General features: G+C 58.7%; 23 protein-coding genes. 10 read left to right on the top strand and 13 right to left on the bottom strand.

What is annotated here, in order from left to right; all coding sequences use genetic code 11:
- Nucleotide 1: 1 nt before the first annotated feature.
- The 5 genes from MCUTH_RS09055 to MCUTH_RS09035 all read right to left on the bottom strand — a co-directional run bounded on the left by MCUTH_RS09055 (nucleotide 2) and on the right by MCUTH_RS09035 (nucleotide 4,411).
- Complete coding sequence (locus MCUTH_RS09055) at nucleotides 2-940, bottom strand: radical SAM protein (RefSeq protein ID WP_066958260.1); 939 nt, start codon at nucleotides 938-940, stop codon at nucleotides 2-4.
- 248 nt (nucleotides 941-1,188) lie between these two features.
- Nucleotides 1,189-1,554: a hypothetical protein gene (locus tag MCUTH_RS09050; RefSeq protein ID WP_224732831.1), complete on the bottom strand. Its 366-nt coding sequence runs from the start codon at nucleotides 1,552-1,554 to the stop codon at nucleotides 1,189-1,191.
- A gap of 37 nt (nucleotides 1,555-1,591) precedes the next feature.
- Nucleotides 1,592-2,215, bottom strand: a complete 624-nt coding sequence (locus MCUTH_RS09045; RefSeq protein WP_066958256.1) for an ArsR/SmtB family transcription factor — start codon at nucleotides 2,213-2,215, stop codon at nucleotides 1,592-1,594.
- A gap of 36 nt (nucleotides 2,216-2,251) precedes the next feature.
- The gene (guaB, locus tag MCUTH_RS09040) at nucleotides 2,252-3,718 is read right to left on the bottom strand and encodes an IMP dehydrogenase (RefSeq protein ID WP_066958255.1); all 1,467 of its coding nucleotides are present in this window, start codon (nucleotides 3,716-3,718) and stop codon (nucleotides 2,252-2,254) included.
- A gap of 3 nt (nucleotides 3,719-3,721) precedes the next feature.
- Entirely contained in the window at nucleotides 3,722-4,411 is a 690-nt protein-coding gene (locus MCUTH_RS09035; RefSeq protein ID WP_066958254.1) for a (5-formylfuran-3-yl)methyl phosphate synthase, read from the bottom strand.
- A 44-nt stretch (nucleotides 4,412-4,455) separates the two neighbouring features.
- On the opposite strand from MCUTH_RS09035, the gene MCUTH_RS09030 reads away from it, so the two are divergent.
- Nucleotides 4,456-5,136, top strand: a complete 681-nt coding sequence (locus MCUTH_RS09030; protein WP_066958253.1) for a HisA/HisF-related TIM barrel protein — start codon at nucleotides 4,456-4,458, stop codon at nucleotides 5,134-5,136.
- Nucleotides 5,130-5,747, top strand: a complete 618-nt coding sequence (tmk, locus tag MCUTH_RS09025) for a dTMP kinase (protein WP_066958252.1) — start codon at nucleotides 5,130-5,132, stop codon at nucleotides 5,745-5,747. The genes MCUTH_RS09030 and tmk overlap by 7 nt, the downstream gene beginning before the upstream one ends.
- Here the strand turns inward: tmk and MCUTH_RS09020 are convergent.
- Nucleotides 5,704-8,298, bottom strand: coding sequence for a valine--tRNA ligase (locus MCUTH_RS09020; RefSeq protein WP_066958251.1), 2,595 nt, complete (start codon nucleotides 8,296-8,298; stop codon nucleotides 5,704-5,706). The two genes, tmk and MCUTH_RS09020, sit on opposite strands and share 44 nt — an antisense overlap.
- A gap of 195 nt (nucleotides 8,299-8,493) precedes the next feature.
- Here MCUTH_RS09020 and MCUTH_RS09015 point away from each other — a divergent pair, with 195 nt between their 5' ends.
- Nucleotides 8,494-9,690 (top strand): DUF92 domain-containing protein, encoded by a 1,197-nt coding sequence (locus tag MCUTH_RS09015; RefSeq protein WP_066958249.1) that lies wholly within the window; start codon nucleotides 8,494-8,496, stop codon nucleotides 9,688-9,690.
- Between the two features lie 417 nt (nucleotides 9,691-10,107).
- Here MCUTH_RS09015 and MCUTH_RS09010 read toward each other — a convergent pair whose 3' ends face one another.
- Both MCUTH_RS09010 and MCUTH_RS09005 read right to left on the bottom strand, forming a co-directional pair.
- Nucleotides 10,108-10,935 (bottom strand): DUF7847 domain-containing protein, encoded by an 828-nt coding sequence (locus tag MCUTH_RS09010; protein ID WP_066958248.1) that lies wholly within the window; start codon nucleotides 10,933-10,935, stop codon nucleotides 10,108-10,110.
- A 2-nt stretch (nucleotides 10,936-10,937) separates the two neighbouring features.
- The gene (locus MCUTH_RS09005; RefSeq protein WP_066958246.1) at nucleotides 10,938-11,528 is read right to left on the bottom strand and encodes a pyruvate kinase alpha/beta domain-containing protein; all 591 of its coding nucleotides are present in this window, start codon (nucleotides 11,526-11,528) and stop codon (nucleotides 10,938-10,940) included.
- A 173-nt stretch (nucleotides 11,529-11,701) separates the two neighbouring features.
- On the opposite strand from MCUTH_RS09005, the gene MCUTH_RS09000 reads away from it, so the two are divergent.
- Both MCUTH_RS09000 and MCUTH_RS08995 read left to right on the top strand, forming a co-directional pair.
- Complete coding sequence (locus MCUTH_RS09000) at nucleotides 11,702-12,871, top strand: redox-regulated ATPase YchF (protein WP_066958244.1); 1,170 nt, start codon at nucleotides 11,702-11,704, stop codon at nucleotides 12,869-12,871.
- A 109-nt stretch (nucleotides 12,872-12,980) separates the two neighbouring features.
- The gene (locus MCUTH_RS08995) at nucleotides 12,981-13,301 is read left to right on the top strand and encodes a hypothetical protein (protein ID WP_066958242.1); all 321 of its coding nucleotides are present in this window, start codon (nucleotides 12,981-12,983) and stop codon (nucleotides 13,299-13,301) included.
- A 245-nt stretch (nucleotides 13,302-13,546) separates the two neighbouring features.
- Here the strand turns inward: MCUTH_RS08995 and MCUTH_RS08990 are convergent, their stop codons facing one another.
- The 4 genes from MCUTH_RS08990 to larB all read right to left on the bottom strand — a co-directional run bounded on the left by MCUTH_RS08990 (nucleotide 13,547) and on the right by larB (nucleotide 17,090).
- A complete protein-coding gene (locus MCUTH_RS08990; RefSeq protein ID WP_066958240.1) occupies nucleotides 13,547-14,383 on the bottom strand; it encodes a hypothetical protein in 837 nt (278 codons plus the stop codon).
- Between the two features lie 84 nt (nucleotides 14,384-14,467).
- On the bottom strand, nucleotides 14,468-15,769 hold the full coding sequence (locus MCUTH_RS08985) for a hypothetical protein (protein WP_066958239.1): 1,302 nt from the start codon (nucleotides 15,767-15,769) through the stop codon (nucleotides 14,468-14,470).
- 44 nt (nucleotides 15,770-15,813) lie between these two features.
- Nucleotides 15,814-16,320: a nicotinamide-nucleotide adenylyltransferase gene (locus MCUTH_RS08980; RefSeq protein ID WP_066958237.1), complete on the bottom strand. Its 507-nt coding sequence runs from the start codon at nucleotides 16,318-16,320 to the stop codon at nucleotides 15,814-15,816.
- Nucleotides 16,317-17,090, bottom strand: a complete 774-nt coding sequence (gene larB, locus MCUTH_RS08975) for a nickel pincer cofactor biosynthesis protein LarB (RefSeq protein WP_066958236.1) — start codon at nucleotides 17,088-17,090, stop codon at nucleotides 16,317-16,319. Before larB ends, MCUTH_RS08980 begins: the two co-directional genes overlap by 4 nt.
- A gap of 48 nt (nucleotides 17,091-17,138) precedes the next feature.
- Here larB and MCUTH_RS08970 point away from each other — a divergent pair, with 48 nt between their 5' ends.
- Genes MCUTH_RS08970 through MCUTH_RS08955 form a run of 4 tightly spaced genes read left to right on the top strand, consistent with a single transcriptional unit; the run spans nucleotide 17,139 to nucleotide 21,590 of the window.
- A complete protein-coding gene (locus tag MCUTH_RS08970) occupies nucleotides 17,139-17,471 on the top strand; it encodes an ABC transporter permease (RefSeq protein ID WP_066958234.1) in 333 nt (110 codons plus the stop codon).
- Between the two features lie 16 nt (nucleotides 17,472-17,487).
- Complete coding sequence (hisS, locus tag MCUTH_RS08965; protein ID WP_066958232.1) at nucleotides 17,488-18,720, top strand: histidine--tRNA ligase; 1,233 nt, start codon at nucleotides 17,488-17,490, stop codon at nucleotides 18,718-18,720.
- Entirely contained in the window at nucleotides 18,707-20,509 is a 1,803-nt protein-coding gene (locus MCUTH_RS08960; RefSeq protein ID WP_066958231.1) for a DNA topoisomerase VI subunit B, read from the top strand. The genes hisS and MCUTH_RS08960 overlap by 14 nt, the downstream gene beginning before the upstream one ends.
- The gene (locus MCUTH_RS08955) at nucleotides 20,502-21,590 is read left to right on the top strand and encodes a DNA topoisomerase IV subunit A (RefSeq protein ID WP_066958230.1); all 1,089 of its coding nucleotides are present in this window, start codon (nucleotides 20,502-20,504) and stop codon (nucleotides 21,588-21,590) included. Before MCUTH_RS08960 ends, MCUTH_RS08955 begins: the two co-directional genes overlap by 8 nt.
- Nucleotides 21,591-21,639: 49 nt before the next feature.
- Here MCUTH_RS08955 and MCUTH_RS08950 read toward each other — a convergent pair whose 3' ends face one another.
- Nucleotides 21,640-21,999, bottom strand: a complete 360-nt coding sequence (locus MCUTH_RS08950) for a winged helix-turn-helix transcriptional regulator (protein ID WP_066958228.1) — start codon at nucleotides 21,997-21,999, stop codon at nucleotides 21,640-21,642.
- A gap of 86 nt (nucleotides 22,000-22,085) precedes the next feature.
- Between MCUTH_RS08950 and hcp the strand changes: the two genes are divergently transcribed.
- A complete protein-coding gene (gene hcp / locus MCUTH_RS08945) occupies nucleotides 22,086-23,702 on the top strand; it encodes a hydroxylamine reductase (protein WP_066958227.1) in 1,617 nt (538 codons plus the stop codon).
- The last annotated feature ends 11 nt before the right edge of the window (nucleotides 23,703-23,713 follow it).

Genomic DNA, 23,713 nt, shown 5'->3' with positions numbered 1-23,713 from the left:
CTCATGGGAACCCACGGGAAAGACCGTTTTCCTTCGCGCACCTGATGGCATACTCATACTCTCGTGCAGTAATCGGGCGCTGCAGTGCCGCGAGCACCGGACTTCTCCCACCTTCGGCCGCCTTCCATGCCGGGTGGTACTGGGCCATGATATTCACGTAAGCGTCTTTGGAGATCTCCTCGGCGATGAATCGCATTACGATCTCGCTGTTTGCAAGGTTCCCCGGGAGCACCAGGTGCCTGATGATCATACCCCGCACGGCTATGCCGTCTCTGATCTCCAGGTCCCCGACCTGCCGATGCATCTCCTTGAGCGCAGCCCGCATGCGGGCAGTGTAGTCAGCGGCATGAGAGAGTTCCCATGCCACATCGTCCCGCCCGTATTTCGCGTCAGGCATGTAGATATCGATGACGCCGTCAAGGAGCCGCAACGACTCCACTGAGTCGTAACCCCCGCTGTTATACACCAGCGGGATCTTGAGACCGCGATCGGCGGCGAGGGCGACTGCACGGAGGATCTGGGGGACGACGTGCGAAGGTGAGACGAAGTTGATGTTGTGGCATCGGCGTTCCTGCAGACGGAGCATGATCCCGGCAAGTTCGTCGCATGAGACTGCGTAGCCGATCCCGCACTGGCTGATCTCAAAGTTCTGGCAGAACTCGCATCGCATGTTGCAGCCAGAGATGAATATTGTTCCAGATCCGTACCTCCCGACCAGTGGTGGCTCTTCACCGAAGTGTGGACAGTAACTCGAGATTCTTGGCAGGAGTCCGATCCGGCAGAACCCGAGTTCGTCATCAGTACGGTTCACATGGCATTCCTGGGGGCAGATGACGCAGTCGCGGAGCACTTCGTACGCCTTCTTCGCCCGCTCCTCCAGTTCGCCGCTCCGGGATAGATGCACATATCCGGGTAGCAAGGCCTCTTCCACCTCAGTCATACCTCCCTGTACCGGGCATGAGGGGTAGGGTTAATTAACCCTTCTCTCCCCGGTATGGCCGCGGCAAGTAGCCCTCCTTGGATTGACTCTCTCAGCTCCCGCCCTCTCTGCGCCTGTTATCTGCTGCAGGGCTCATTACATAAGGAGATGCGGGGGATATGACAAATGAGCAACCACGGCCCGCAGCCGTGGGCGGTCAGGGGGCCGATAGGCTGCAAAAAAGTGACGTAAAAAGAGGGTTCCTTGCCTTAAGGGCGGACAAGTTCCCCCTGAATGGGCTTCTTCCGGCAGACTGCGTCAATCACGCCGTGCCGTACGTTGTAGAAGCTGTGCGGGATATCAATCTCGCAGTCGAGATCGATGACCGTCTCCTCGTCTCCTCCGACGCAGAGGGTCACGGAGTTATTTTGGAATGTGACGTATGGGGCTCCCTGTGCTCGGGTGTCCACTGCCGCGGTGATGAAGATACAGTCGTCCCCCTCGATCACCTCAAATTCGGGCCCCTCTTCCTCCTCGTAGGGGTAGTAGGGCACCCCTTCGGGTGGACCGCTGATGATCGTAAACCCGATGATCCTTGGATCCTGAAGAGGCATATCGCTCAGAATCTTCTCCATTATCCGTGCGATATTCTTAAACATCTCATCGTATGGATTAATCGCCATAAGTACCACGTATTTTGTATCGATTGTTGGTCTGCTTGACAACCCCTGTATACATGAGGTTATCCAGTCTCTGTTTCAGCTCATCCGTGGACAGGCCGCTCGCTTCCTTGAGTTCCATGAGTGTCATGTCTGCGTGAGAGAGGGCAAGGATGATCTCGATGTCCTTATCGTCCGAGATAAGGCCTCCCTTCATGCGCATGATCTCAGCGAACTTCGATTCGATCTCCCGCTCCAGTTGTTCGAGGTTATCCAAGAGTTCGTCATGAACCCTGACCATTCTTTTGAACATCTCAAGGTCTCTGGCAAACCTTTCCTTTGGATCCTCTTCAACCGAGGGGAGTATAATTCCATCCAGTTTCTGCAGGTTTACGATGACATTGATGTCGTGCGAGAGATAGTAATACTTTCGCCTGCGCTCGTCCTGGCAGGAGATGAGGATTTTCTCGCGCTCCATCATCTGTAGATGTTCGATAACCGCTTTTGGACTGATCAGGAGACGTTCTGAGATCTCCGTCACAAAACACGGCTTCTGCCTCAATAATTCTATTATTCGTCGCCTGTTCCGGTTTCCCAGAATATCAAGGAGGCGGGAAACCTCGCTGCCCTCAAGCATACTTACTAAATGTTAGTGTTTTGTGTATAAAAAAGGTTACTCAAAGAGGCGGTAGTTCGGCGCCTCGTCGGTGATCATGATGTTGTGCGGGTGGCTCTCACCATACCCAGCAGGCGTGATTCTGATGAATTTCCCGTTCTTCTTTAAGTCTGCTATCGTCTTTGATCCGGTGTAGCCCATTGCGGACTTCAGGCCGCCGACGAGCTGGTATATAACATCCGAGACCCGGCCGACGTAGGGAGTGACCCCCTCGACGCCCTCGGGAACGAACTTGGTCCTTCCGATGTGCTTCTTCTGGAAGTAACGATCGCTCGATTCGCCGCTGCTCATGACGCCAAGCGATCCCATTCCGCGGTACTGCTTGTAGCGCCGGCCCTTGATCGTTGTTATTCGCCCCGGTGCTTCGTCGGTACCGGCAAAGAGACTGCCGGCCATTATGCAGTCCGCACCTGCAGCAATCGCTTTTGCGATATCACCGGAGTAGCGGATCCCGCCGTCGGCGATCACCGGCACATCTGCCTCATGCGCCACCTCAGCGACATTCGCTATCGCGGATATCTGCGGGACGCCCACACCTGCAACAATCCGCGTCGTGCAGATGGAACCCGGTCCAATGCCGACCTTCAGCCCGTCGACAGAATCTACCAGGGCGGAGGCCGCCTGGCTTGTCGCGATGTTTCCGGCCACCACATCGATCGTGACGCTGCCTTTAATCTCCTTGACGGCTTTCACGACATTCATGTTGTGGCCATGAGCGCAGTCTACTACCAGGGCGTCTACGCCTGCCTCGACAAGCATCATGGCGCGGTTGAAGTCGAATGGTCCCACGGCAGCGGCAACGCGGAGCTTGTCGTTCGCATCCCGGTTGGCGAGGGGGTACTGCCTCTTCTCCAGGATGTCGCGCATCGTGATGATGCCGACAAGACGCCCATCCTCATCAACGACAGGGAGGCGCTCGACCTTGTTTGCATACATCGTCTCGAGCGCATTCTCTGCGGTGATGCCCTCCGAAGCCGTGATCAGTTTCTTGGTCATGTACCCGGTGATCTGCGCATCGCCTTTCTTTGGAAGGATTGCCCTGATATCCCTGCGGCTGACGATGCCGATCACTTTATCGTCCTCGACGATGGGGACACCGCCGATACCATACTGCTTCATGACCTGTTCGACTTCGGTGACCGTGGACTCTGGCCCTACAGCCACGACCTCGCGCTCGATCAGATCCTCGGCCTGTTTGACGACCTTGACTTCGGCAACCTCCCGCTCAGCGGACATGTTCCGGTGAATGACGCCGATGCCGCCTTCGCGAGCCATCGTTATCGCCATCAGCGACTCGGTTACCGTATCCATGGCGGCGCTCACGAGTGGAATATTTAGGGGGATATTTCGTGAGAACCGCGACCTGACGTCGGCTTCATCGGGCTCGACCCAGGATTCGGCGGGCACGAGCAGCACATCATCAAACGTGAATGTTGTTTCCAGTTTCATCTTCTCGATGTACATACATCACCTGATCATCATCATTGCTTTCTCTACCAACTCTGCCCTGATCGAGTCGGACCGATCGCCTCCGCAGACCATCCCTCGGACGCCGATGATCTCGGGGTTGATTCGTTTTAATGCGTCAAGGTCCTCGAACTTCAGCGAACCCGCAAGGGCCGTCTGCAGTCCGAGGTCACGGTTCTGTTCGGTGAACCGCACCAGTGCCTCTTCGTTCATAAAATCAAAGAGACCCTTCCCGTCTTTAATACCTGTGTCGATCATGGCGACATCCGCCCCGGCATCCGCAACCAGCTGACTGATGTCGAACGGGGAGATCGTGTTCAATCTCTCAAAATCGGCATACGCAGCGATCACAACGTACTTTTCGGGGAACTCCTGTTTGACTGCCGTGGTCACGGCCTTAATGACGTCTCTGGCACGTTCGGCCCCGTCAAACATCAGGCCGACCTTGATATAATCAGCGCCTGCGTGTGCGGCACCGTATGCAGAAAGAGCGGCCGTTCCCGGTTTATACTCATTGTCCCCGATTGCAGCACTGACGGGCTTGACGCCGGCGATCTCTTTGATTCCCCGGATAACCCAGGGAAAATTGGCACCCAGTGACCCTTCAGAGGGTTGCTTTACATCGATGATGTCAGCGGAAAGCGAGCTTTTTGCCTCCTCAATGCTGCTTGGACTGACGAGTAATTGCATAGAAATTAATGATCCTTCACCCTAATAGTGATTGCGTTGAGGACATGGAACTGATTCTTGCGATAGATCTGGCAGGCGGTCTTGTGGTGCATGGGAAGTCTGGAGACCGCGCCGGCTACCGCCCCCTCACCTGGGGGCTAGCCCCTTCGGCTGAACCGGAGGCCTATCTGGCCACCTTGCAACCCAGATATATCTATATTGCGGATCTCGAGAGTATCCAGGGCAGACAACCACAGGACAGTCTTGTCCGGCGTTGTGCCGCTCTCGTTGAGCGGTGCTACCTCGACCGGGGCTGTCGTTCACCTGCTGAATGCACGGCGGTTTCCGGCGTGATCCCGGTCGTCGGCACCGAGACGGCGGCGAGAACGATCGAAGACCTTGCGGCGTACCGGACTGGCTATCTCAGTGTAGATATCAAGGATGGGCGTGTACTTCCCTGGGGCATCCAGCCGGTGGAGATGCTGCGTCGTGCATCCGGGCTTTCGTTTGAGGGATGCATCATTCTGAATATCGGCGCCGTAGGAACGGAGCGGGGACTTGACCGCAAAGACCTTGAGGAGATGCGTTCGTCTTATCCCGGTCGCCTCTTCTATGGGGGCGGTGTTGCCGGAATCGACGATATCCGGCTCCTTGCTGACGTTGGATTTGACGGAGCGATCGTCTCAACCGCCGTCCATCATGGTGCGATACCGCTTGAGTGGATCCAGAGAGGGCACCCATGCTGATCACCATCGAGGGGATCGACGGGAGCGGGAAGAGCACGCTCCTCGCCAGTCTTCGGGAACTGCTCGCCGACCTCGATCCGCTCTTCACTCGCGAGCCCGGCTCCACCTGGGTCGGCGGTTCGGTACGGCGGGCTGTTGCCGAGCGGATGGACCCGATCACCGAGGCATTGCTCTTCTGCGCCGATCATGCCGCGCATATCGAGACGGTCATCCGACCCGCGCTTGAGGAGGGAAGGCTCATCATCTCGGATCGCTACTCCGATTCACGGTTTGCCTATCAGCCGGTCGTCCTTGACGGCGTCATTCCCGACCCTCTCTCCTGGCTTCGCCGGATCCATGAAGGGTGGTCAATCCGGCCAGATCGGACGTTTCTTCTGGTTCTGCCCATCGAGGATGCCATATCAAGGCTTGATCCTGAAAAGAAGAGAGAGTATTTTGAGAGCCCCGAGATCCTCGCGCGGGTGCAGGAAAACTATCTGAACCTTGCAGCAGCGGATCCCGCCCGGTTTATCATCGTCGATGCACTTCTCCCAAAAGAAGAGGTTGCAGGGTTCGTGGCAGACGAGATCAGGACGTGTGCCCGATCGTCACGATCACGTCCCCGAACGTGAGGACGTCCACCTCTTCCCCTGCCACCTGGTAGGTGACCTTTGGCGTAAATGAGCCGGGCGGCACAGGGATCTCCTCTCCGTCGACCATGACGGTTGCCGGCGGATTCTTGAGTTGCTCCGGCGGGAGCGCCTCGATGGCCTGCATGAAGCGCCTGGCCTGCTTGCGCAGCGCCGGGCCGATGACGGCCATATTGAAGTCTATGCCGCTCATGACCTCCTCGAGTTTGGGAGTGCCAGTGCTCCACCGGGCGTCGGCGGCAAGCGCCCGCCCGGCGTCACCGGCGTCGTCGACCGGTTCAGGCGCATAAATCGTGACGTGGCCGAGCGGTGCGTTCAGCGCCATGCCCTTGTCGTGCTTGTAGCGCCGGATTTCCGCGACCGTCTTGACCAGGAGGTCGCCGTGACGCCGTGCCTCGTCGTCGGCGTACGTGAAGTCCGGCCAGGCCTCTTTGTGAACGCTTCTTCCCGTGAGGTGGTGGTAGCACTCCTCGGCAAAGTGCGGGATGATCGGCGCAAGCAGGCGGCAGAGAACGTCCATGGTTGTCCGAAGCGCGTTGCAGGCGCTGTCTCTGCTGCCGCCGTCAGCATACAGCCGTCCCTTCACAATCTCGATGTAATCGTCGGCAAGCGTGTTCCAGGCGAACTCCCTGATTGCCTTGAGCGCCCGGTCGAACTGGTAGCCCTCCATCGCGGCGGTGACCTCTGCGACGGTCTCGGAGAGCCGGACGAGGAGCCACCGGTCGATAAGTTCTGTCACCGGTGCTGCAGGGTCCGCTCCATGCTCAAGGTGCCCCATGACAAACCGGAAAATGTTCCAGAGTTTGGTCTGGAACCGGGACGCCGCGATGACGTCGTTCCAGTTGAACATGATATCCGATCCGGTTGCAGCACCTCCCGCACCCCACTGCCGGAGAGCATCCGCGCCATATTTCTCAACGATCTCTTCAGGGGAGATGATGTTGTTTCGGCTCTTGCTCATCTTGAACCCGTCTTCACCGAGCACCATGCCGTTCACGAGGATCTCGTCCCAGGGGTGACCGCCGACCAGAGCATTCGCCCGGAGGATGGTGTAGAACGCCCACGTCCGTATGATGTCGTGACCCTGAGGGCGGATCTGCGCGGGGAAGAGCGGGGGTTTTGCATCGGTTCCGTCCCACCCGGTTATGTGGAGCACCGATATCGAGGAGTCCATCCAGGTGTCGAGCACGTCCTTTTCGCCGATGAAATCGTTTCCACCGCACTTTGGACAGGGTTTTTTCGGTTTATCGATGGTCGGATCGATCGGGAGATCCTCTTCGTCCGGGAGGACTATCTCACCGCACGATGCACAGAACCAGACAGGGATCGGTGTCGCAAAGATCCGCTGGCGTGAGATGCACCAATCCCACTCCATCGAGTTCGCCCAGTTCTCCATCCGGGAGAACATATGCTCCGGCGTCCAGGAGATCCTCCGTGCCGCATCAAGGATCTTGTCCTGGTGAACCCGGACGAACCACTGGCGCTCCGAGAGGATCTCAATAGGGGTCTTGCACCTCCAGCAGGTCCCCACCCTCTGTTCGATCTCCTCCTGCCGCTTCAATATTCCGGCCTTCTTCATATCGGCAAGGATCGCCTCTCTGCAGGCCTCAGATGTCATTCCTTCATAGGGGGCCGCGATCGCGGTCATAACGCCCTTCCGGTCGATTGCCTTACGAAGAGCCAGGTTGTGCTGTTTCCACCAGTAGACGTCCGTCTTATCGCCGAACGTACAGATCATCACCGCACCGCTGCCGAACTCCGGGTCGACCACAATATCCTCGATGACCGGCACCTGGTGTCCGAAGATGGGGACCGTGAGCTTCTTTCCCACAAGGTCGCGGTAGCGTTCATCCTCGGGATGGACTGCCACCGCAACACAGGCTGCGAGCAGTTCCGGCCGGGTTGTGGCGATCTCGACTCCATCGAAGTCAAAGTAGTTGAGCTTGGTTGTGCGGGGAGTGTAGTTGACCTCGGCGAACGCGATAGCCGTCTCGCACCGGGTACAGAAGTTCACGGGATGCTCGCTCTGGTAGATGTCGCCGGCTTTGAACATCTTAATAAACGATGCCTGAGTCTTCCTGTAGTACTCAGGAAGCATGGTGATGTATTCATGGCTCCAGTCGGTCGAGAACCCGAGCCGCCGCATGGTCGCCCGCATCTTCTCGATGTTGCCGAGCGTGAGATCGCGGCACATCTGGCGGAACTTCTCGCGCGGTACATCGTTCTTGGTGATCCCGTAGGTCTCTTCGACCTTAACCTCGGTGGGGAGACCGTGGCAGTCCCATCCCTGAGGGAACATGACGTTGTAGCCGCGCATGCGCTTGTACCGCGCGATAAAGTCAATATAACACCAGTTTAAGGCGTTTCCGATATGGAAGTTTCCAGTTGGATATGGCGGTGGCGTGTCGATGATGAACCGGGGTTTTGGCGAAACAGGATCGAAATAGTTGTCCTCATCCCGCCAGGTGCTCTGCCAGCGCCTCTCCACTTCTTCGATATCGTAGTTTTTTGGTAACTGGTATGACGGCGACATTTTCAGCGTATGATCTCTCTCTTTTCTGTGAAATATATTGTTCGACGGATCTTTTGGGCCGTCAGGAACCCTTGCGTTGCGAGTGGATCCCTCGCTCCTGCTTCGGACCATCTTGAACTTTCGCCATGATGGACGGCACAGGTGGAGACGCCCGGATCCTAAAGGCTTTTTCCCTGAACCGCCAATACTGTAAGAATGATAAAGCAGCCGGGGTTGGTTCTGGCATCGGCGCTCACCCTCGCCTTTATTGGTCTTGCCCCACTGCTCCAGCCAGCGTGGCTGCTCACGCTTCTCCTCGTGCCGTTCTCGCTCGTTCTCTTTCTTATTCGGGATACACGGTATGTGTCGCTCTCGATCATCGCGCTTGCCGTACTCTACGGGCTAGGGTGGCTCTCGACGTTCACCTTCACCTGCACGCTCGGCATCGTCGTGATCGGGGAACTCGCATTCCGTCTTGCCGGGGAGAGACAGGCAGCATACCTCTCTCACCTGATCGCCGCCGTCGGCGTCTCGCTCGCGGTGATGCTCTATCTGGGGTATACTGCGCCGCTTGTCGTCGTGATGGGCGTGGTTGCTGCGGTCCTTCTCCGCGCGGCCCTCCGGGGGCGGGATGATGCCCTGATGATCGAGGCGCTCGGCGTGGCGATGACCATGTTCCTCTTTGAGGAGCTCAACTTCGAGGTCGACCTGACCATCCTCGCAGCAGCGGCTGCAATAGCCTTCGGCTTTGGCTACACCTCTTACCGGCTCAGGGTTGCCGATGTCAGTGGCCTCTTCTCGGGTGCGATGATCGGCATCATCCTCATCGTCTTTGCGGACGTCCGGTGGTTCCTGATCATGCTCACATTCTTCGTCATCGGCGCCGGGGCGACCCGGTACCGCTACGCCGACAAAGAGCGGCTCGGGGTCGCCCAGGAGCACGGGGGTGTGCGTGGCTACTTCAACGTCTTTGCAAACGGCCTGGTGGCAACCGGTGCCGCTATCCTCTACGGCATAACCGGGCATCCGGCCTTTGTGGCGCTCTTCATGGGGAGTGTCGCCTCCGCTGCGGCTGATACCGCGGCAAGTGAGATCGGGGTCACAGGGAAGGTGCCTTATCTGATCACGACGCTCCGACCGGTGCCCCGGGGGACGAACGGTGGGGTGACCGTGCGAGGGGAGGCGGCGGCCGTCCTTGCATCTCTCATCGTCGCCGGGGTTGCCTGGATAATGGGCGTCGCCGATCCCTGGATGGTCGTCTCCACGGTCATCGCGGGGTTCATCGGCACCAACATTGATAGCCTTGTGGGCGCAACGCTCGAAAATCATGGCAGGATAGGGAACTCCGGCACCAATCTTACGGCAACCTTCGTTGGCGGCGTCGCGGGGATGTTGATCTATCTGCTTGCGTGATGGGGCCGCGGACTCCGGTGCGATTTCTCTTTTAGATGGGCTACTGTTCGGATCAATCGGTCGGGTGCGGGCTTGCGAGATCGTGGATCCACCTTGCGGCCATCCGGCCCGCCTGAGGTTGTCCGGTTTCGGGTTTATACATCCATGCTCGCCTCCACCAATTTTGGATGTCTATATCCCCAGCCCCACCCGGCCTTCGGCCTCCTCGCACCTCGCGGTGCTTCAACTCCTGCCGTTCCGGCAGTCGTTCCCCGCCCCCGGAGGGACGGGAGGCTGTGCCCTCTCCGGAACATCGTTTGACAAAGCCTATGAACTTGCGAAGGGAGAGCGTTTGGAGCAGAAGCACCGGATAGAATTTCGAATTTCAAAAATCAGAACTAGGGAGAAAAACGGGAATATATTCCCCGATCACCCACGTCAGTATTTATACCAGCGTCCCTTCTCGTCGTACTCGCCCTGCAGGGCGAACATGCCTTCAGCATGGTTGCGGAAGAAACTTGCCTTGTAGGTGTAGAGGAACGCCGAGAAAAGGATGATCACCACAGCATAGAGGGCGGCGGTGATCCAGATTCCTTCCGTCCCGATGAGGGCGAGGATATCTCCTGGCATCAGGGTCTCGAGTTCGTCTGGACTCATATAGATGAGCGGTTCGAGTTTCTCCATGAGAAGCGCGGACCAGGCAAAGAGAGCCACAAATCCGAGGATCAGGAAGACGACGATATTCACCAGATAAAATATCAGAACGCTCCCGAGGTTGTTCATGACGAACTCGATGCTCCGTCGAATCGACTCAAAGACGTTTGTCTCTTCAAAAACCGCCACGGTATCATAGAAGAACGTGAAGAAGATGATCGAGACAAGCACCCCGAAGAGGAGCGGCGCCATACCTGCGGCGGCACCTAGACCGAGGAGTGCAAGCGGGATTGCAAGCAGAAAGACCGTCAGAATAACCGCAAAGAAGATGACGAGCGCCGGCAGGAGTATCCGGAAGTAGTAGGTCTTGCCGGACTGGAAGAACTCTCCCATGGAGAACCTCTCTCCTTTGACCATGCCATAGACCCCTCCGGCGAGGAATGGTGCCACAAGGACCTGCAGGAGTACCAGGGGCTCTGCATAAATGGCCTCCCCATATATGGGGATTACGAAGTCCAGAACCGCCAGGAGACCCATGACAAGGCCGACTGACCAGAGGACCGGGTGCTGCCGGAGGAGTCCGGCAGCATTTGTGACCGATTCAAACGTCATGCTCACCGGTTCCTCGGCATGGCGACGATCTCGCGCACCTGCAGGTCAAAGAATGATGCCGTATGCGCCGGACGGATGACGCAGACGGTATCGGCACCGGATTCTGTGCCCCCCACTGCGATCCCCTCCTCATCAACACCGACCGCACCCTGATCAGCCGCAATGAGGACGCACTCCACCGCGACCTTCAGGCCGACCGCGATGGTGCGCCGCAGCGCCTCGGCGATCGCCTCGGTGCGTGAACTCCCCCCGAGCCTCGGCGAACGGGATATCGCACGTTCGAGTCCGGAGAGAGCGTGCGTCCCGGTGACGATCGTTGCACCCGCGGCTCGGAGAGTATCGGCTGCCTCCGATGAGAACTCCCACTCTCCGGGTTTTGAGAATCCGACCGCGTGGGTGACGACGATCAACTGGAGATCCGTCCCCGCCATGGCGTCCCGGAAGGTAAGCGCGGTCTGGCCGCTGGTGCTCGCGACCACGATCTTCTGGATCCCGAGCTCCTGCGCTCTCTCGACGGCGAACCGTGCGGCGTCGAGAGTGTTCTGTGCGCCGGGGGCATCGAAATAGTAGGTATTCCTGGTAACGAAGCCCATACTCTCATGTTGTTTTCACTCCTAATTGAATCCCCCGTTCCGGCGATGCGACAGTAAGAGTACCGGCAATAGGTAGCGGCACAGCCCTCGCCGCACCCGCGGAGAAAGAAGGTGATAAATGGTGTATTGCCCAACACTACTCTCAGCTGAACGGTGCGGTAGAGGAATTCTTCATGATAACACTGGCTATTGCTGGGAAACCAAACTGTGGGAAATCGACATTCTTCAGGGCAGCAACCCTGGCTCAGGCAGAAATTGCCAATTATCCGTTCACGACGATCGATGCCAACCATGGGGTCGCGTACGTCCGGACGGCCTGCCCCTGCCAGGAGATGGGCGTTCCATGTGGGAACTGCCAGGACGGAGTCAGGTTCATCCCGGTCGGGCTGATCGACGTGGCTGGCCTTGTCCCCGAAGCGCACATGGGAAGAGGGCTCGGGAACCAGTTCCTCGACAACCTCCGTCAGGCGGATGCAATCCTCCAGATCGTCGATGCCAGCGGGGCGACGGACGCCGAAGGAAATCCGGTCGAGATCGGTTCGCGTGACCCGGTGAAGGATATCGAGTTCCTCCAGTATGAGATGTCGATGTGGATGTACGGCATCCTCTCGCGGAATTGGGCGAAACTCCTGCGGCAGGCTCAGTCAAAGAACTTCTCTTTAGTCTCTGCGATTGCCGAGGTCTTCGCCGGCCTCGGCATAACGTTTGAGCACGTCCGCGATGCCGTCGAGGCGACCGATGTCGACTTGCGAACTGCCGGGGAGGAGGACCTGATTCGGTTCTGCCGGGAACTGATGGCGATCAGCAAACCTATGCTGATCGTCGGGAACAAGGCCGATCAGGCGCCAGAGGCGTGCCTTGATCGACTCAAGGCGCATGACGTCATCTTTGCAAGTGCGGCGGGGGAACTTGCGCTCCGGATGGCCGCCGAAGGGAAGTTCATCCGCTACCTCCCCGGCGATCAGGGTTTCACCGTGAACCCTGATGCGAATCTCAGTGCTGCGCAACGTGCAGGGCTCCAGAAGGTAGCGGACTTCATGCAGAGGTTCGGTGGCACCGGTGTTCAAAAAGCGCTGGATACCGCAGTATTCAACCTCCTTGACCTGATCGTCGTCTTCCCGGTCGAGGACGAGAATAAACTCACCGACGGCAGAGGTCGGGTGCTCCCCGACGCGTACCTCATGAAGCGCGGCTCAACCCCCCGTGACCTTGCCTACCAGGTCCACACCGAGATCGGTGAGGGGTTCCTGTACGCCATCGATGCAAGGACCAAGATGCGGATCAAAGACAGCCAGGAACTTAAAAACGGTGATATCATCAAGATCGTCAGCGTCCGGAAGTGAGCCGGGGCTGGCTTCCTTCCCCGCTCATCCCCGGGAATATGACCCGCGTTTTACAGGGTGAATATGAACCGATATATTTTTATGGGGTATTGAGAAATACTCGATCACCATGGGCGGCGAGGTCTACCAGGCGCAGATCCTCCGGAACTTCTTCGATACCATCACCGGAACGGACAGGAATCTGACGCGAATTTATATGTGTGTGGTGAGCCTCGCCAAGCTCCGCATGGAGTCCCCCGAGAAGATGATGTTCCTCGTGGACCAGTTGCGCAAATCCAAACAGAAGCGGGAACTCTCGATCGATATCATCGATTATATGTGCGACGCGGCGCGTGATCTCGAACTCTCCACGGTTCAGACCGCATTCGGTGTGAAAGACCTCAATGCGGTCGCGGACGAGTTCACCGGAATCAGCCTCGACTCACTCTGATTTTTGGTTCAGAAAGGGATCCGGGTGCCTTGGGCCAATTCAGCAGAGTCGGTGGGCTTTTGTTCATTTATCGCTTGCATTAGGCCCGGTAAAGGCTCATGAGTGTAGCAGCGCAATGTGAATCCCTGCCTGTGATGGGTGTGGAGTGCCTCACCACGATCTTGGGGCACCCCGATTGATAATCTCGTGGTATCGGCGCCGCTGCCGCAATGAGGGGGTGGAGGGGTTACCCCTGGTCGGCCCGGTCATGCGGTCAGTTTTTCTTTGTAGGATTCCAGGATCTGGATGATGAAGCGCTGGTGCTCTTCGAGCGCCTGCTCATCATCGGGAGAGGTCTCGATCCCGACAGCGTAGAGCAGGATCAGTGCGTTATCGAGATCGAGCGCAACAGGATCCTCTACCTGGTCCGGGCGGAGGCGGATGGCAAGGTCATTGTAGTCCGTCTCCTCAAAGACATGCTTGGGGTTGGTCGTCACCCGTGACTCGGCGAAGCCGCCGGCGCGCTCCTGGAGGATCAGGAGAGCTCGTTCCAGCGCGCTCTGGCGCGGGGTGATCTTCTCAAGCCGTGCGAGTGCCTCCTTGCTCTTTTCGGCTGCATTATCATAGAGCCCGAACTTATACGTCAGCAGGGACTGCGCGATCAGGTGTCCGGTCTCCTCGTCGACCAGGGAGATGATCGGATTGATGCGGCCGATGTACTCATTCAGTATCTGCTTCATGGTCTTCTTCTCTGCCTTTGGCGCATTAAACGTTTTTTCCACCCGAACCGCGAGGAGAGTGATCGTTGCAGCGAAGAATATCTGCACAATCGGGCCTCCTGAACTGATCTCGTTGGGTATAACGAGGATGAAGAATGCAAAGAGCGGTGTAAAGATCGAAACGAGATCTTTGCGCGGTTTATGATATGCCTGATAACAGAGAACGAATGAGGCTATCACGCACCCCGCGACGCCTGCCAGGATCGCATACGGGATCCCGGCGGTGGCGAGCAGCAGTCCTATCCCGATACCTCCGAACGAGATTGCCGGTACCGCTAACCAGCGGTGTGGGATTGACCCGGATGAGGTAGTGTCTGTTGTCATCAACTCTTCTCAGGAAGTATTTGTGCACCGAAACATTAAACAGGGTTTCCTTTTGGATGAGGATGGCCGATTTTTCTGCCCCGGCTAGATGGACGGCGACGGGAGGTCGGGTACGTCCACCTCCACTTCCTTACCGGCAAGGGCGGCAGCGCGGGATTGAAGATTCTCGCGCTCTTTTGCATAGGATGCCCGCGCTGCATTCTCCTGGTCCTCTGTCCGGCTCAGTGCCGAACGCATCGCATCGCGCTCTCTCTGCAGTTCTGTGAGCGCGGAGGTGAGCCGCTGTTCCTCGACCACTACCGGGAGTGCGGCCAAGGCCTCCTGCAGCGCTGCATCCTCCTCCCGGACCTCGCGCTCCCGCTGCATGACCTCACTTAACTCGGCAGGCAGGGTCTCTGGGTCCGAGAAGAGACGGATCTCATCCTGATTCTTCAGAACAAGATCCCCCTGCCGGACCATGGCGAGCGTCGCCGGCATCGCTGCCTCAATCAGTCGAACCAGGTTCTCTTCGTCACCCGACGGGCGGTTCGCGTATGCATCGAGGACCCGATTGATTGTCGTGGCCGCTGCATTGTTTCCTGTCTTTCTCGCGATCTTTTCGGCCTTGCTGAAAACATGGAGAGATGGGTTTCGCAGAGTTAGAATCTCTCGCTCAATTTTATCTTCAAGGTCTTTAAGTTCCCGGATCTTCTTCTCAACCTCATCTTTCTTGGTATAATCCGGCCGCAGTTTGAGGGCAGCCAGGCCCTCCTCCGTCTCCCGGATCTTCCCGCCAATCCCCTCGATTGCCTCCCGGGACTTCTGTATCTCGGCAAAGACCGCTACATTTTCTTCCCGGATCCTCACGAGGGATTCGTATGCTCTCCGGACCTCTTCCACCTGCTGTTGGCCCGTTCGAGCGCGGGTGATCGCCTCTGTTAGCGTGTTGATCCCCCGCCCCAGTTCCCTGATGGCCGCGCGCACCTCCTTCATCTCGTCCGGGTAGAGAGCGGAGAGGTATTTCCCCTGCCCTTTGACCGCCCTGAGTGCACCCTTTAGGATCTCGGCGGCGGTAGCATAGAAGGTCTCCGGGTCTCCCGAAGGGTCACGGGAGAGGATCTGGGTCATCGATTTTGTGAACTGAGGGAGCGCCTTCTTTGATATATCCCGGAGCCGGGGGTGAACCTCCTCATTCCCCTCCGTCGTCTTCATGCGAGCAACGATCTCCCGAAGATTGTCGAGGGCGCTACGGATTGCTTCTTGCGGTGGTTTGGCCGCATCGGAGAGTTCGCGCCCGATCTCCTCCTCGCGGGCATCCAGCCATGCGGGAAGCTCCTCAAAAGAGAGTTTCAGGTTCTCCTCAACTGGTTCGGTTCGTTTAAAGAGGTCTCGCAGTTGCTTAAACATGACTTCACCGGATTGCGACGGCCATCCCCATCAGGTTTTGCCCCTCAGTCGGTCCTCGCGATCTGCCGCAACCGCTCCACCCCGTGGACCTCCTTGATGACGTTCACCACGGCAGGAGGAACCAGGTGCTCCCAGGGCTCGCCGTCAAGCATCCGCTGTCTGATGGCGGTGCCGGAGTATGTCAGCCGCTCGTACATATCGATCGATTTGACGGTCATCCCTGCCTCGGTAAAGAGTTGCACAACGAGGGGATTTGAAGAGTAGACGGTATCGAACGGAGGGGTCATTGCCCGGACGTGGGCAACCCAGAGAGCGTTGCGCTGAATATCCTCGATGGGGATGACATAGAAAGGGCAGTCGAGGTCCGCAAGGGACTGTGTGAGCATCAGTACCCGTTCTCCAGCCGTGAAGGGATTCGTTATTGTATGGGACTCCTGGGCACTCCCCACCCCGATGACGATCTCGTCGGAAGAGCATGCTATCTGCTCCAGCACCTTCTGGTGCCCGTTGTGGTATGGCTGGAAGCGCCCGATGTAGAATCCCCGGGTCATGCCCGGTGGCCTCCGTGTGCGATCTGTGCGGCAAACGCGCCTGCCGTGAAACCGGCGTCGATGTTCACGACTGCGAGGACCGAACAGGCCTGAAGCATGCTCGCAAGCGCCGCTTCCCCGCCGCCCATGTAGCCGTATCCGGTGCTGACGGGGACACCAATCACCGGGCGGTCGACCAGTCCTGCGACAATCGCAGGAAGTGTCCCTTCCCGGCCGGCGGCCACGATGAAGACGTCCGCCGGTATCAAGTCCCTGATCGCCGAGAAGAGACGGTGGATCCCGGCCACTCCGACATCGTACGCCGTTCGAACCTCGCATCCCATCTCCTCGGCTATCAGCCGCGCCTCCTCGGCGACAGGGATATCGGATGTTCCTGCGGTCAGGATGGCGACGGTTCCCCCATGGCGAACGGGTTCGGCCCCCGTAGAGAGGATGACGGCCCGTGCCGCCTCCCTGTGTTCCATCCGGATCTCCGGCGGGAGACGGTTCTCGAGGGCTTTGAGATGCTCCGGGGAGACCCTCGTCGCAACGCTTCTGCCGGCCGCCTTCACCTGAGTAAGCATGATCTCTGCAAAGGCTTCTGGCTCCTTCCCTTCAGCGAGCACCACTTCGGGGATCCCACAACGCACGCTTCGTCCGGCATCAATCCGGGCCATACCGTCGATTATCTCGATGCGAAGCCCTTCGAGGGCACCCACAGCCTCGTCTTCAGATACCTCACCGTTACGATACATTCGGAGGATGTCCCTGATGGTGGTATTCGGCTGCATAGTTTCGATAACAAAAATAGGGGTGGAAGTATAATATTACTTCATCTCATGTCCTATCTTGCCTACGTTGCGGGGTTCGGCGTTGCCGTCACCGCCTTCCTGTGGCTGCGCGACCTGCGCATCTTTTACCGGACCGGTCTTCCCGGCTACCGGAGAGCAGCCTACTGGGGAGTCCCCTACACGGCGCTGGCCCTGCTGGGTTTTTTCGTGACAGCATATGCCGAAGCCTGGGAGTTCCTCGGTCTTGGGCTGGTTCTTCTGGCCCTCTATCTCCAGGGCAGGGTCGACCGGGAGAACGTATGGCATGGCGAGAGTGCCCGCGAGAGGTTCTTTGGCAGGGCGCCGCGCACAAGTGATAAGGGTTCACGCAAGAGACTATGATTTGGGAGAATACCGAATGTTTCAGAAACCACGGGGTACGCGGGACTTTTTACCCGACGAGATGGAACGGCGGCGGTTGATCGAACAGCGGATGCGGGAAGTGGCCCGCAGATGGGGATATCGGGAGGTCAGTACGCCCGACTTCGAGCATCTTGAGCTCTTCACGATGAAGTCCGGCGAGGGGATCATCCAGGAGATGTACGTCTTCGAGGACAAAGGCGGGAGAAAGTTGACGCTTCGGCCAGAGGTGACTGCGGCGACTCTCCGGATGTATGTCAACGAAGGCAAGGTTCTCCCGAAACCGATCCGCTGGTGTTACTTCGCCGACTGCTTCCGCTACGAACGCCCGCAGAAAGGACGTTACCGGCAGTTCTGGCAGTTCGGCGTCGAACTCATCGGCGCGGATACGGCCCTCGCCGACACCGAGGTGATCATGCTCGCCGACGACATGCTCCGGTCGACCGGGGTCACCTTTGACCTCCATGTCGGTCATCTCGCGCCGATGAAGCATATTCTCGCCGAGCTGGCGCCCGAAGAGCAGCGGGCGATCATGGCATACCTCGACAAGCACGATAAGGAAGGGCTCGAAGCGGCGCTCGTTGAGAGAAATCTCACCCACCTTGCCGAACCGCTTGCGGCCCTCTCGGAGTGCCGCGAGATCGCCGAGGTCTTTGAGGTCGCGGGCGACGTCCCTGAGCGCGCCCGGATCGAGGAGACGTTTGCGCTCCTCGACTCCCAGAACATCAACTACCAGCCGGACTTCGGGATCGCCCGGGGGCTCGACTACTACACCGGGATGGTCTTTGAAGGGTTCGCAAGGAACCTCGGCGCGGAGAACCAGATCCTCGGCGGCGGCACCTACCGCCTCGCCCACCTCTTCGGCGGCGACGACGTCGCTTCCTGCGGGTTTGCCATCGGGTTTGACCGGGTGATGGTCTCGATCGGGGACTTCGATCTTGCGCATGAGCCCGTTGTCGGCGTCGTCTGCACGCCCGAGGCACGGGTACGGGCACTCGAAGTCGCCCGGGCCTTCCGGAATGCCGGGATCCGGGCCGAGGTCGACCTGATGCAGCGGGGGATGGGCGCCCAGGTCTCCCACGCCGCAAAGACCGCAGACGTTGCCGTTATCCTCGGGAAGCGCGAGGTCGAAGCGGGCACGGTGACCCTCAAGGACCTCCACTCCGGGGAGCAGCAGGAAAAGAGCCTTGCGGACGCCATCGCCTGGGTGGCACGACATGGTACTTGCTGAGGATCTCGCCAAGCAGCAGCGGAGCATCAGCGTCGCGGAGTTCTTTGAGAAGAACAAGCACCTGCTTGGTTTTGACTCCCCGACGCGGGGCATCATCACCACCATCAAGGAGGCGGTGGACAACGCTCTCGATGCCTGCGAGGAGGCCGAGGTTCTTCCCGATATATTCATCAGCATCAAAAGGGTCGATACCGAGGTCTACCGGATAACCGTCGAGGACAACGGCCCGGGGATCGTGCCGGAGAACGTCCCGCTGGTCTTTGGAAAACTCCTCTACGGCTCCCGGTTCCACCAGATCCGCCAGAGCCGTGGGCAGCAGGGTATCGGGATATCGGCAGCGGTGCTGTATGCGCAGCTCACCACCGGAACCCCGGCACGGGTCACCTCCCGGACGGGGGCAAAGGTGAGGGCTCATCAGTTCGAGTTGATGATCAAGACCGAGACCAACGAGCCCGAGATTATCAGCCACGAGGAGATCGATTGGGATCGGACACACGGCACAAGGATTGAGATCCAGTTCAAGAGCAGCCTTGCGGCAAAGAAGCGGCTGATGGATTATCTCCGCCTCACCGCAATCGTTAACCCGCATGCCCGGATCACGGCCGAGATCGATGGCGAAGTGACCGTGTTCGAGCGGGTGGCAAACGAGGTCCCACCGTGTCCGAAATCCATACTCCCCCACCCCCATGGGATTGAGTTCGGGGCGCTCAAGCGGCTCGCGGCCGCGAGCACCGGGACCGTCGAGGAGTTCCTCATCGGGAGTTTCTCCCGCGTCGGGAAGAAGACCGCCGACGAGATGATCGCGCTTGCCGGGCTCAAACCCACCCAGAAGGTAAAGAAGCTCGAACCTGAGGAGTTGACCCGGCTCCTCGATGCCATGCAGGCCGTGAAAGTTCCGGCGCCGCCGGCGCAGCAGTGCCTCTCCCCTATCGGCGAGGACCTGATCTGCAAGGGGCTTGAGAAGGAGATCCAACTCGACTTCATCAAGGCCCGGACGCGCCCGAGCATGGTCTACGGCGGGCACCCGTTCATCATCGAGGCGGCGATCGGCTACGGTGGCAAGATCCCCCCTGAAGGGAGCGCCCAGATCTTTCGATTCGCAAATCGCGTCCCCCTTCTCTACCAGCAGGGTGCCTGTGCAATCACAAACTGCGTCTCGCAGGTGAACTGGAAGAACTACGGCCTCTCGCAGCAGGGCCTCCCCATGGGTCCGGTGCTCATCATGGTCCACGTGGCGTCTACGAACGTCCCCTTCACGAGCGAGAGCAAGGACGCTGTCGCCTCCATCCCGGAGATCGAGCGGGAGATCGTTCTCGTTCTCCAGGAACTCGGCCGGGAGCTCAAGACATATCTTTCCCGCCGCGAGAGGAAGAAGCAGCAGGACGACCGCGCGAGAGCTATCTGCTCGGTCATCCCCGAGATCGCCGCGAAAGTGAGCGAGATCGTGGAACTCCCCCTGGTGGACACTTCACCGATCGAGGGCAGGATCATGCGTAAGGTCGTCGCGAAGAAGCGGACAATCGATGGGAAGGTCCGTATCGACGTGAACAACTACACTGAAAGAGAGGTCACCTTCGTCCTCTACAACCTCTCCCGGGATTCGGCCGACGACGCAGATCCCCGGCCTGACTTCGTGGACGAAATAGACGGGGATTACAACAAGGTCTGGCGGCGTACGCTTGGGCCTGGTGAGGTCTGGCGGGTGGTCTACACGGGGTCGGGCGATGGAACGCTCGATCTGCGCGGCGTGGAGGATGAAAAGAAGGTGGTGGTGGATCTCGATGTCTAGGGAAGAGATGGATGCACTTGCAAAAGAGCGGCTGATGAGTATCGCCCGCGAATGGTACGACCAGATGCGGGACGGCATCGTGCCGTTCATCCGGTTGCCGACGCGGACGAAGCATAATATCGCATACGACGACGAGAGCGATGTCTGGAAGTACGGCGAGCGGGAGAGCACCCGGACGGCAACGACCGAAAAAGGCGCGATCCACCTGCTGAAGATGGCTTACGTCATCTGGTTCCTGAAGAGTCAACTTGTAGAGAACCGATCGTCGACCTTGAGAGAACTGTATTACATCTCCGAGGGCTGGAAGAAAGCGAAGTTCGCCGCCCAGGACGAGAGCAACCTCCTCATCGAGGATCTCGAGATCATCACCGAGATGCAGCGGGAAGCGTTCCACCTCCGGCCGGAGGAGGACGGAGCCTCGATCTTCGGTCCCCTGCGGATCCGGGAGACCACCCGGAGAGGTGTCAAAGAACTTCACTGCCAGGAGGACGTCGGGGAGGCGGGCTATCCCATTCCAAATAACGTCGATAATCTCGAATTCGTCGATCACGATGCGAAGTTCGTCATTGCCATCGAGACCGGCGGTATGTACGCCCGTCTGATGGAGAACGGGTTCGATGAGGACTACGGGGCGATCCTGGTCCACCTCAAAGGGCAGCCGGCACGGTCCACGCGACGGGTTTTACGGAGACTCAACGAGTCGCTCAACCTCCCCGTCGTGGTCTTCACCGACGGCGATCCATGGTCCTACCGGATCTACGCGAGCGTCGCTTACGGCTCGATCAAGAGCGCCCACATGTCGGAACTTCTCGCGACCCCGCAGGCGCAGTTCATCGGGGTGCAGCCCTCCGATATCGTTGACTACAACCTCCCCGCCGACCACCTCTCCGAGAAGGATATCAATGCTCTGAAGGCTGAGCTGACCGATCCCAGGTTTGCGACCGATTACTGGCGTACCCAGATCAACCTGCAACTCGATATAAAACTGAAGTCAGAACAGCAGGCGTTTGCGAGCCGGGGGCTCGACTTCGTAACGAAAGAGTACCTGCCGGCGCGGCTCTCGGATATGGGCGTGATCTGAGGAGAGGTTTCAAGGGGCACTAGAACTGAAGGGAGCCGGTTTCCGGCTCTCACAGTACACAGTCCCGGCAGTCCTGTGCCCCGCACGCGCGGTTCTCGATCTTCCACCTGAGCGCCCATCGCTTGATCTCCCGGATCACCCCGACCAGCTCAAGCCCGCTTGCGGTGAGCGTGTACTCGGTCTTCACGGGGAATGATCGGGCCTCCACTCTTCTCTCGACGAGACCTTCCTCCTCAAGTTCCTTTAAGCGGGCAGAGAGGACCTTTGCCGTGATCCCCGGGAGCCGCTCCTTTATCTCGGTGAACCGCCGGGTGTAGTTGTCTCCCTTGTAGAGTTCGAGGATGATCAGGAGCATCCACTTTTTTCCTAGATATGTAACGGTCTGATTGACCGTACACTCGTCCTGCATGGTATAATTAGAGAAACCTTCTCTTACTTATACCCTGGTGTCTAATTGATATCTTGTATCAAAAAGATACTAATGGGTGAACATGAATGTTCTGTAACCAGTGCGAAGAGACGGCAAAAGGCCTTGGCTGCACGGTGCGCGGTGTTTGCGGCAAGGATGCGGAGACTGCCGGGCTCCAGGACGTCTTGATCTATCTCCTCAAGGGGCTCTCCGTCCGGAACCTCGCGGCGATAAAGAACGGTGGTGGAGATCCAGAGGTCGGTGAGTTCATCGCGGGATGCCTCTTTGCCACCCTGACCAATGTGAACTTCGATCCTGCAAGGTTTGAGGATAAAATCCGGGAAGCGGCCCGCATCCGCGACGCCCTCCCGCCCGCCGGAAGCGCGGAGCCTGACGCCTGCACTTGGACTCCGGAGAGTCAGGCGGCGATCGCGGCAAAGGCAGAGGAGATCGTTGCTGCACGGGAGATGGTTGATGCCGACCTGCAGTCGCTTCGCGACCTCCTCGTCTTTGGGCTCAAAGGGATGGGTGCCTACTACCACCATGCCTCTGTCCTCGGCTATAGGGATGAGGAGATCACGACCTTCCTGCAGGAGGGCCTCGCAGCCACGCTGCACGATCACACTGCGGACGAGATGGTCACTCTCGTGCTCAAATGCGGCGAGATCGGTGTGAAGACTCTGGCCCTCCTCGACAGAGCAAATACCGCCGCCTTCGGGACCCCGGAGATCACAACGGTCAGCACCGGAGCGGGCACGCGCCCGGGCATCCTCGTCACCGGCCACGACCTCAAAGACCTTGCCGATCTCCTCGCACAGACGGCAGGAACAGGTGTGGACGTCTACACCCACGGTGAGATGCTCCCGGCGCATGCCTACCCGGAGCTGAAGAAGTACGACCACCTCGTCGGGAACTACGGCGGCTCCTGGCCCTTCCAGCGGGAGGAGTTTGAGCGGTTCAACGGCCCGGTCCTGGTCACCACGAACTGCCTTGTGCCGCCGAAGGACACCTACCGCGATCGGGTCTACACCACGGGTCCCGTCGGGTTTGCGGGGGTAAAGCACATCGGCGCGTCGTCGGACGGAAAGAAGGACTTCTCGCCCCTGATTGAGCACGCAAAGTGTTGCGAACCCCCACAGGACCTCTCCCGCGGCGATCTCGTCACCGGGTGCGCCCATGCCCCGGTCCTTGCCATCGCAGATACCGTCGTTAATGCAGTGAAGTCCGGTGCGGTCAAGCGGTTCATCGTGATGGCGGGCTGTGACGGGCGGTACAGCGGGCGCGACTACTACACCAGGTTTGCCGAGGCCCTCCCGGCGGACACCATCATCCTCACTGCCGGGTGCGCGAAGTACCGCTACAACAGCCTGGGTCTTGGGACCATCGGCGGCATACCCCGTGTCCTTGATGCCGGACAGTGCAACGACAGTTACTCCCTGGTGGTCATCGCCCAGGCTCTCGCCAAGGCGTTCGGCGTCGGGGTCAATGAACTCCCGGTCTCATACAACATCGCCTGGTACGAGCAGAAGGCGGTCCTGGTCCTCTTAAGCCTCCTCTCGCTCGGTATCAAAGATATCACCCTTGGCCCCCGCCTCCCGGGCTTCGTCTCGCCCGGCATCTTGAAGGTGCTCGTCGAGAACTTCGGGATCAAGGGGATCACGACGGTTGAAGAAGACCTCGCCCGTATGGTGCCGGGGAACTAAACACTTTTTTA

This window comes from Methanoculleus thermophilus, assembly GCF_001571405.1.
GTDB lineage: Archaea > Halobacteriota > Methanomicrobia > Methanomicrobiales > Methanoculleaceae > Methanoculleus > Methanoculleus thermophilus.
Note: the sequence above shows the minus strand (reverse complement) of the source record. Positions and strands in the feature narration are given on the sequence as shown.